This is a genomic window from Armatimonas sp., assembly GCF_964826245.1.
Map to the genome: position 1 here is coordinate 1 of NZ_CBAYMC010000225.1, position 6,912 is coordinate 6,912.

At 58.6% G+C, this 6,912-nt stretch carries 9 protein-coding genes and 1 pseudogene; 8 read left to right on the top strand and 2 right to left on the bottom strand.

Annotated features, from left to right (window positions below; genetic code table 11):
* Positions 1–211 (top strand): annotated as a pseudogene (locus AC1XOS_RS17755) (serine hydrolase domain-containing protein); the annotation flags it as partial.
* Position 212: 1 nt separating this feature from the next.
* Here AC1XOS_RS17755 and AC1XOS_RS17760 read toward each other — a convergent pair.
* Positions 213–1,049 carry a prenyltransferase gene (locus tag AC1XOS_RS17760; protein ID WP_481963553.1) on the bottom strand — a complete coding sequence of 279 codons (837 nt, stop codon included), beginning with the start codon at positions 1,047–1,049 and terminating at the stop codon, positions 213–215.
* A gap of 17 nt (positions 1,050–1,066) precedes the next feature.
* On the opposite strand from AC1XOS_RS17760, the gene AC1XOS_RS17765 reads away from it, so the two are divergent.
* The 7 genes from AC1XOS_RS17765 to AC1XOS_RS17795 are packed head-to-tail and all read left to right on the top strand — an operon-like array spanning position 1,067 to position 5,340.
* Positions 1,067–1,732: a carotenoid biosynthesis protein gene (locus AC1XOS_RS17765; protein ID WP_481963554.1), complete on the top strand. Its 666-nt coding sequence runs from the start codon at positions 1,067–1,069 to the stop codon at positions 1,730–1,732.
* 3 nt (positions 1,733–1,735) lie between these two features.
* A complete protein-coding gene (hpt, locus tag AC1XOS_RS17770) occupies positions 1,736–2,290 on the top strand; it encodes a hypoxanthine phosphoribosyltransferase (RefSeq protein ID WP_481963555.1) in 555 nt (184 codons plus the stop codon).
* A 48-nt stretch (positions 2,291–2,338) separates the two neighbouring features.
* Complete coding sequence (locus AC1XOS_RS17775; protein ID WP_481963556.1) at positions 2,339–2,986, top strand: hypothetical protein; 648 nt, start codon at positions 2,339–2,341, stop codon at positions 2,984–2,986.
* Complete coding sequence (locus tag AC1XOS_RS17780; protein ID WP_481963561.1) at positions 2,979–3,596, top strand: Maf family protein; 618 nt, start codon at positions 2,979–2,981, stop codon at positions 3,594–3,596. Before AC1XOS_RS17775 ends, AC1XOS_RS17780 begins: the two co-directional genes overlap by 8 nt.
* Positions 3,597–3,605: 9 nt before the next feature.
* Positions 3,606–4,031, top strand: a complete 426-nt coding sequence (locus AC1XOS_RS17785; protein WP_481963557.1) for a hypothetical protein — start codon at positions 3,606–3,608, stop codon at positions 4,029–4,031.
* Positions 4,032–4,040: 9 nt separating this feature from the next.
* Positions 4,041–4,352 (top strand): hypothetical protein, encoded by a 312-nt coding sequence (locus AC1XOS_RS17790; RefSeq protein ID WP_481963558.1) that lies wholly within the window; start codon positions 4,041–4,043, stop codon positions 4,350–4,352.
* 4 nt (positions 4,353–4,356) lie between these two features.
* Positions 4,357–5,340: an NAD-dependent epimerase/dehydratase family protein gene (locus AC1XOS_RS17795; RefSeq protein ID WP_481963559.1), complete on the top strand. Its 984-nt coding sequence runs from the start codon at positions 4,357–4,359 to the stop codon at positions 5,338–5,340.
* Here the strand turns inward: AC1XOS_RS17795 and AC1XOS_RS17800 are convergent.
* On the bottom strand, positions 5,337–6,912 hold a 1,576-nt coding region (locus tag AC1XOS_RS17800; protein ID WP_481963560.1), incomplete at its 5' end, for an Rne/Rng family ribonuclease. The two genes, AC1XOS_RS17795 and AC1XOS_RS17800, sit on opposite strands and share 4 nt — an antisense overlap.

Consider the following 6,912-nt stretch of genomic DNA (forward strand, 5'->3'; position numbering starts at 1 on the left):
CGTGCCGTCGCTGGACTTGGTGCTCTACAAAATGGGTGGTGGCAACTTCCAGTACGACCCGACCTACACCAAGATCCCCCAACCGCAACAAGATACCAGCCGTGACACTTGGAAACCAACGCCCCGCAGCCTCTTCCACGACGGCACCCTCGGCGGTGACGATGGCCTCCGTCGCGTCTTAGAGATGGCCTGTGCCAGTGTGGTGGACTAAACTAACGTAGCGGTAGGAGTGCGGCGAAGAAGAGAATCATTCCGCAGAAGGTATTCAGAAGAGGGAAGTTTTTGTAGAGCTTCATCACGCCCTCTTCGGTTCCGGCACGGAGCGAGAGTAGCATGAGCGTGGCGTAGACAAGGCCCAATGGCAGAGCGAGCCAGCCGAGGGTAACCGAGGCAAGTGCGGCGGCGGTGAGATAGAGCGCGAGGCAAAAGAGCAGTGTCCCACGCAATCCCAGCGTCGTCGCCACCGTAAACGTCTTGCTTTCTTTGTCTGCGGTGATGTCCGGGACGGCGGAGTAGGCTTGCATCGCCATCACCCACGCCCAGCCCGCCAAGAGAGTCGGGAGGGAGAGAGTGTTGCCGCCTGCGAGAAAGTAAGCGACATAGCCAGGGCACAGATAGAGCGCATTGAATGCAGCGTCCAAGAAGGGCTTCGCCTTTGCCCGAATGGGGGGCGCGGAGTAGAATGCAGAGAGCGCAACAAACGCCAGTAGGGCAAGCTGCGCGGGCTGTGGTAGAAAAAACGCGGCGATAAAGAACGGCAGGTTAGTCAGGACAATGGCAATCGTCAGAGGCTTTCTTGCATCCGGGGGAACCAATGCCTCGTAGCCGCGTTTCTTGGCATTAAGAACATCCGTCTCGTAGTCGAAGATATCGTTGATGCCATAGATCAGCAGATTCGCCGGGAGCAGAAAATACGCCAGAAAGAGCAGAGCCAGTGGAGAGTAGAAAACCGCAGGTGACTTCAGAGCCGCAAGACCCACCACGTAGGGGCCAAGAACATACATCCAAAATCGAGGGCGGCTTGTCTGCCAAAGGCGGGCGAGGGTCACGGCTTATTCTACCGTCTGTGCTTATTTTCGCCGCTATCAGCGGTTTTTTCGTCGCGCGTTTCCCCGTCCGCCCCGAGCTGGCGATTGTCTCGGCGATCTTCGTGTTGGTCTTTGCCTGGCCGAGCTATGCCGCAATCGTGCGCTGGCTCGGGGCAAAGCGTGGCGTGGGTTTGCTAGTGCTTCTGGGAGCCTACGCGCTGGTTTTAGAGACCGTGGCGGTGAAGACAGGCGTGCCCTATGGGCGGTTCTCCTACGGTCCCAAGATCGGGAAGCTCTTGTTTGATGCCGTACCGTGGACCGTCCCGTTCTCGTGGACGCCGCTGGCGCTCTGGGCACTGACCCTCTCACAAGGACGGATTTTCCTGGCCGGAGCCCTACTCGTCGGAGTGGACCTGTGCCTTGATCCGGGTGCGGTGGCGCAGGAGTTCTGGCGCTACGAGGCGGGTGGGGCATACTTTTCCGTGCCCCTCTCTAATTTCTTGGGCTGGCTACTCTCCGGCTCACTCGGGGCATGGCTGGGACGAAAGTCTGACTGGGCGAGTGCTCCGATAGAAGTCATGACCAGCGGACTACTGAGCATTGCGTTCTGGACGAGTGTCTGCCTGAACATGGGGCTCTGGGTGCCGGGGCTCGTTGGTGTAGGCCTACTGACGGTAAGTCTCCGAAAACACGCGGTACAATAGCCCATGCCCCATCCGATGCACGATGATATTCAAGAAGTGCTCTACAGTGAGGCGCAGGTCCAGCAGCGGGTTCGCGAGCTGGGAGCGCAGCTCACCCAAGACTATGCTGGACGCGATCTCCATTTAGTGACGATCATGAAAGGCTCACTCCCCTTCCTCTCGGATCTAATGCGTGCCATTGACCTGCCTCTTACCCTGGACCTGATGGGAGTCTCGTCCTACAGTGGCATCAACTCCACGGGGGAAGTACGCCTGACCATGGACCTCGATGAGTCTATTGAGGGCCGCCATGTGGTCATTGTCGAGGACATCATTGACACGGGCCTGACCCTGAGCTATGTTCTGCGGAATCTACGTCAGCGCGCACCCGCATCCGTGAAGATCATCACGTTCTTGGACAAGCCCGCCAAGCGTGGTGCGCCTCTCGAGGCCGACTACGTGGGCTTCACCATCCCCGATGCATTCGTGATCGGCTATGGCCTCGACTGGAACCAGCGCTACCGGAACCTGCCCTACGTGGGTATTCTCAAGCGCGATGTTTATGCAGGACCGCTTTAATACGTTAATAGACGCAACCCAACTACCGTTTATGCTGTCCTAAGTACTATGAACGACGAACCTACCCTCGAAACCCCCAACCCCACTCCTGAGGAGACAACAACCGTGGAAGCTGAAGCGCAGGCAGAAGCCACTTCTGAGACGCAAAAAACGATGCCCCCGCTGACGGCGGAGCGTGTCACTGACATTACGTTTGGTCTGGGTAAGGCAGCCGTGGATCTTCTGGATCAGGCAGCCCGCCAGCTCGACGACTCAGTGCGGCAGATTCGCCAGGACACCCCGGGCTTTCTGGCCGATATGGAAGAGAAGGGCCGTCCCATCCGTGAGAAGCTGAGCGAGAGCTTTAAAGGCTTTAATGTTACCGATGTCTTCAACAAGGCAACCCATAAAGGCGATGCAGCGCCTGGCACGGGCACCAGTGATTTTGATGACATTGAGGCACTGGAGAACCGTGTTCGTGAGCTAGAGCAACAAGTCAGCCCCGAGCCCACCGAGACTTCCGCCCCTACCACGGTGACAGAGCCAGAAAAACCCGCTGAAGTATCGCCGTTTTCCATGCTTGAGCTAGACGACGAGCCCGCCTCAGCGCCAGTTGCAGAGGAAAAACCGGTCGCAGAAGCCAAGCCAAAGCCTGCGCCCAAGAAACCTGCCGCGCCACGCACCCGCAAGAAGCCTGAGGGCGAAGCGGCTGGCTAAGCTCGTCCTAGCCTCGGCCTCCCCACGTCGGCAACAGCTCTTGGGCCTGCTTGGGGTCGAGTTTATCGTGGAGGTAAGCCGCTTCGATGAGTCGTCGCTGGCGTATCTGACAGACGGACGTGTCTATGTCCAGCAGGCCGCGCTCAGCAAGGCCCAAGACGTTGCGCAGCGACACGCAGGCTGGATACTGGGCGTGGACACCGATGTAGTCGCGCCCGATGGCACTATTCTCGGAAAGCCAACAGACTCCGACGATGCTATCCAGATGCTGCGCTCGCTCTCGGGCAAGACCCACAAGGTCTTCTCCGGAGTTGCGCTTCTCACAGTAGCTCAGCCCGGCCAGATCATCGCAGAGGCGCTGACCGTTGTCGAGACCCGCGTGACCATGGCCCACCTGCCTGAAGATGCGATCCGTGCCTATGTTGCCACAGGTGAGCCACTCGACAAAGCCGGAGGTTATGGTATACAGGGAGGTGCCATGCCGTTTGTCACGCATCTCGAAGGCGACCCTTCCAATGTGATCGGCCTGCCTCTCTGGAGTGTGGCGGAGCTGCTTTCGGACGCAAAAATTTCACTCTGGCGCAACACTGGCCCAAATTCTACGTCATAATAAAGAGAGATGAGTCGGTACTTAGAACTATCCGTCGAAGGAGATATGGAGCGTGTAGGCGAGCGAGCCTTGCGTGCCTATCGCCGACTTGGCAAGGTCACACAAACCAATCTTGCCAATGGGCAAATTGTGGGAATCATCAAGATAGACGGTGAGCCTGCCGATGTCATGATCACCTGGAAGCCGGGACGGGCAGGGCGTATCAAGATGGAAGTTGCAGCAAACTCGGAGGACATTCTTAATCGTGCTGCCGATAGCGCCATGTACACCTACGCCAGCACGTATAAAGCCGTCGGTTGGCCCAATCCTGAGCGAGATCGTCAAGAGCGCAAGCAGAAGCAGCTACGAGTTGGGGGCAGTATTCTTGCCGTGCTTCTTCTGGGCACCTTGGCTTTTCTTCTTCTTCGCACGGCTAACTACAGCCCTAACCGATAGAATAGCGATATGCCCGAAACCGATTCGTTACACACCAATGTCTGGGAGCGCTTTGCCCAGCTCTACGGCACTCCTGAGCGCATTGCTCGCCTCTGGGAGCAGTGGATGGCCACACAGACCGAGTCCTCGATCGCCTTTTTAGAGAAAGCTCTCCTTGACTCCGCCGAGGCCAACAAAATCACGCTGGAAGAAGCACGAACACGTCTTGTGCTGGAGAAGCTTGTCGAAGACCGTGGCCCCCGCTTTGTGGAAAAGTTCCTGCGGGAGCACGATCAGGCCAGCAAGCCTCTCAAACCCATGAGCGTCAAGAAGAAGCGATAACCTCATGCGTTATTTTCTAACCGGGGCGACCGGCTTTATTGGCGGACGCTTGGCGGCACTTCTACGCGCACAGGGTCACGAGGTCGTGGCGCTGGTACGCTCTCCCGAAAAGGCACAAAATCTCGCGGAGCTTGGAGTAACACTGGCTAAAGGCGATATTACTGATCTTTCGTCCCTCAGAGCCGCAATGCCGGGTTGCGAGAGTGTCTTTCATGTGGCGGGCTGGTACAAGATCGGGCCAGGGGCAAGGTCGAATGAGGGAGTGGCAGTCAATGTCGAGGGAACCCGTAATGTGTTAGGAGTAATGCAGGAGCTGGCAATCCCCAAGGGCGTGTACACGTCCACGCTGGCTATTTTCTCCGACACCCACGGCGAGCTACCCGACGAAAACTATCGCTACGACGGCCCACACCTCTCGGAGTATGACCGTACCAAGGCCGCGGCTCATGACATCGCGGACGCGTTTATCGCGCAGGGGCTTCCTCTGGTAGTTGTCCAGCCGGGCCTTGTCTACGGCCCCGGCGACACCAGCGCAGCCCACCAGACCTTCCAGCAGTTTCTTACCCGAAAGCTCCCCCTGATCCCGCAGGGCGCGGCCTACTGCTGGGCACACGTGGACGACATTGTCTTGGGGCACTGGCTGGCGATGGAAAAAGGAAAGCCCGGCGAGAGCTATATCATCGCCGGACCGCCCCATACTCTGGTGGAGGCGCTGGAAATCGCAGAGAAGCTCACGGGAATCCCGCTCACCAAGCGCCGTGCTTCTCCCGGAATGCTCCGAGCCCTCGCCAGCACGATGGCACTCCTAGAGAGCATCCGTCTCACCTTGCCCGAGCAGTACTCCTCCGAGTTTCTGCGCGTCTCCGCGGGCACTACCTACCTGGGTGATAATAGCAAGGCAAAGCAAGAGCTGGGTTATGCTCCCCGCAGCCTCGAAGAAGGACTCCCCGAGACACTGGCATGGGAGCAGGCCCAGCTCAAGCGCTAAGCCGAAGCCGCGGTGCCGGTGCGCTGTCCTCCACCACGACGGCGGCGGCGGCGGTTGCGGCCTTCGTCACTGGCGGGATCTGCCTGAGCAGGCTCGCGAGGTGCTGCTTTAGTGGCGCGGGGCGGCTCAGGCTTTGGAGAGGACGGGGGCTCACTGCCACCGCCGCCATTATTGTTGCCCTTGCCCTGCACCTCACCCACCGCAAACGAGCGGTTGACGGAGGCCAGTCGGACGCGCACACCATGGCCTGGTTGACGGCCCGTTGGGGGAACGAAGACGATCATTCCGCCTTCCGCCAGCCCTGCCGCAACGGGGGGGACACTATCACTGATGGTCAGCACACGCGCCTCTACCATCTGCCCCCGCTTGATCGCTCCATAGCGGCGGTCAAAATCATCTAGGCGCCCCGTGGTCAGCTCGTACTTTTCATGGTGACCCACTTCCGTAGCACGGACATAGATCCCTCGCTCCAGCGCGTGCTCCAGCTCTTCTAGCTCAGAGCCATCTTCTCCCACAAGGGCAGCGGCAACTAAGGGATGACAGCTTACCAGGAATGCCTCCCCCTTCTCGCTCCGTGCCCGTCGCCGTAGATCACGCTCGATCACCATGGCCACACTCTGCGGCGACGAAACCTGGCCGGTTCCGGCACAGTAAGGGCAGACCTCATCCATCTGCTCATTGACGGTCTCGCCGGTGCGCTTTCGGGTCATCTCAATGAGGCCTAGCGGGGAGATATGGCTGACCTTACAGCGGTTCTTATCGGTCTTGAGGGCACTCTCAAAGGCCTGCTCCACTTTGCGACGATCGCTGGCATTGTTCATGTCAATCAAGTCAAGGACAATAATGCCGCCCATGTCTCGCAGACGAAGCTGGCGTGCGATCTCATTTACGGCTTCTAGGTTGGTCTGGACAATCGTGTCATTGAGCCCCTCGGTCTTGCCCCCAAACTTTCCGGAGTTAACATCAATTGCAGTCAGAGCCTCAGCCTGGTCAATCACCAAGTAGCCACCAGACTTGAGAGGAACGCGACGTTTGATATAGCGCTCAATCTCCGCCTCGATTCCAAAGTTCTCAAAGATCGCCCTGTCGCCATCGTACAGCACGACGCGGTCTTTGAGGGTCGGCCCAAAGAAGTCGAGTAGCTCATGCGCCTTGCGGTACTCTGCTGTTGAGTCGAGATACATCTTCTCGACATCGGAGCCAAATGTGTCGCGCAGGATACGCAGAAGCAGTGTCAGGTCAGCATGGATGAGGTTCGGCGCGGGCATCGCCGTCGCCTTCGCCTTGATCTCCGCCCACGAGCGCTCCAGAAACTCTAGGTCCTGGCGCAGCTCGCGCTCGGTCTTTCCCTCAGCTTCGGTGCGAACAATCAGGCCGTAGCCGGGCTTGCGGATGCTCTCGATAATCTTCTTTAGGCGGTCTCGCTCTCGGGGATCGTCTATCTTGCGCGAGACTCCGGTAGAGTTCTCCTCGGGCATGAACACAAGATAGCGCCCAGGCAGAGAGATGCGAGTGCTGACCCGGCTTCCCTTGGTGCTTCGAGCGCCCTTGGTAACCTGCACGAGCACTTCC

Excerpts from the sequence above, each read along its gene's own strand:
- hpt (WP_481963555.1), top strand. The coding sequence starts at position 1,736 with ATGCCCCATCCGATGCACGATGATATTCAAGAAGTGCTCTACAGTGAG.
- AC1XOS_RS17775 (WP_481963556.1), top strand. The coding sequence starts at position 2,339 with ATGAACGACGAACCTACCCTCGAAACCCCCAACCCCACTCCTGAGGAG.
- AC1XOS_RS17785 (WP_481963557.1), top strand. The coding sequence starts at position 3,606 with ATGAGTCGGTACTTAGAACTATCCGTCGAAGGAGATATGGAGCGTGTA.
- AC1XOS_RS17790 (WP_481963558.1), top strand. The coding sequence starts at position 4,041 with ATGCCCGAAACCGATTCGTTACACACCAATGTCTGGGAGCGCTTTGCC.
- AC1XOS_RS17795 (WP_481963559.1), top strand. The coding sequence starts at position 4,357 with ATGCGTTATTTTCTAACCGGGGCGACCGGCTTTATTGGCGGACGCTTG.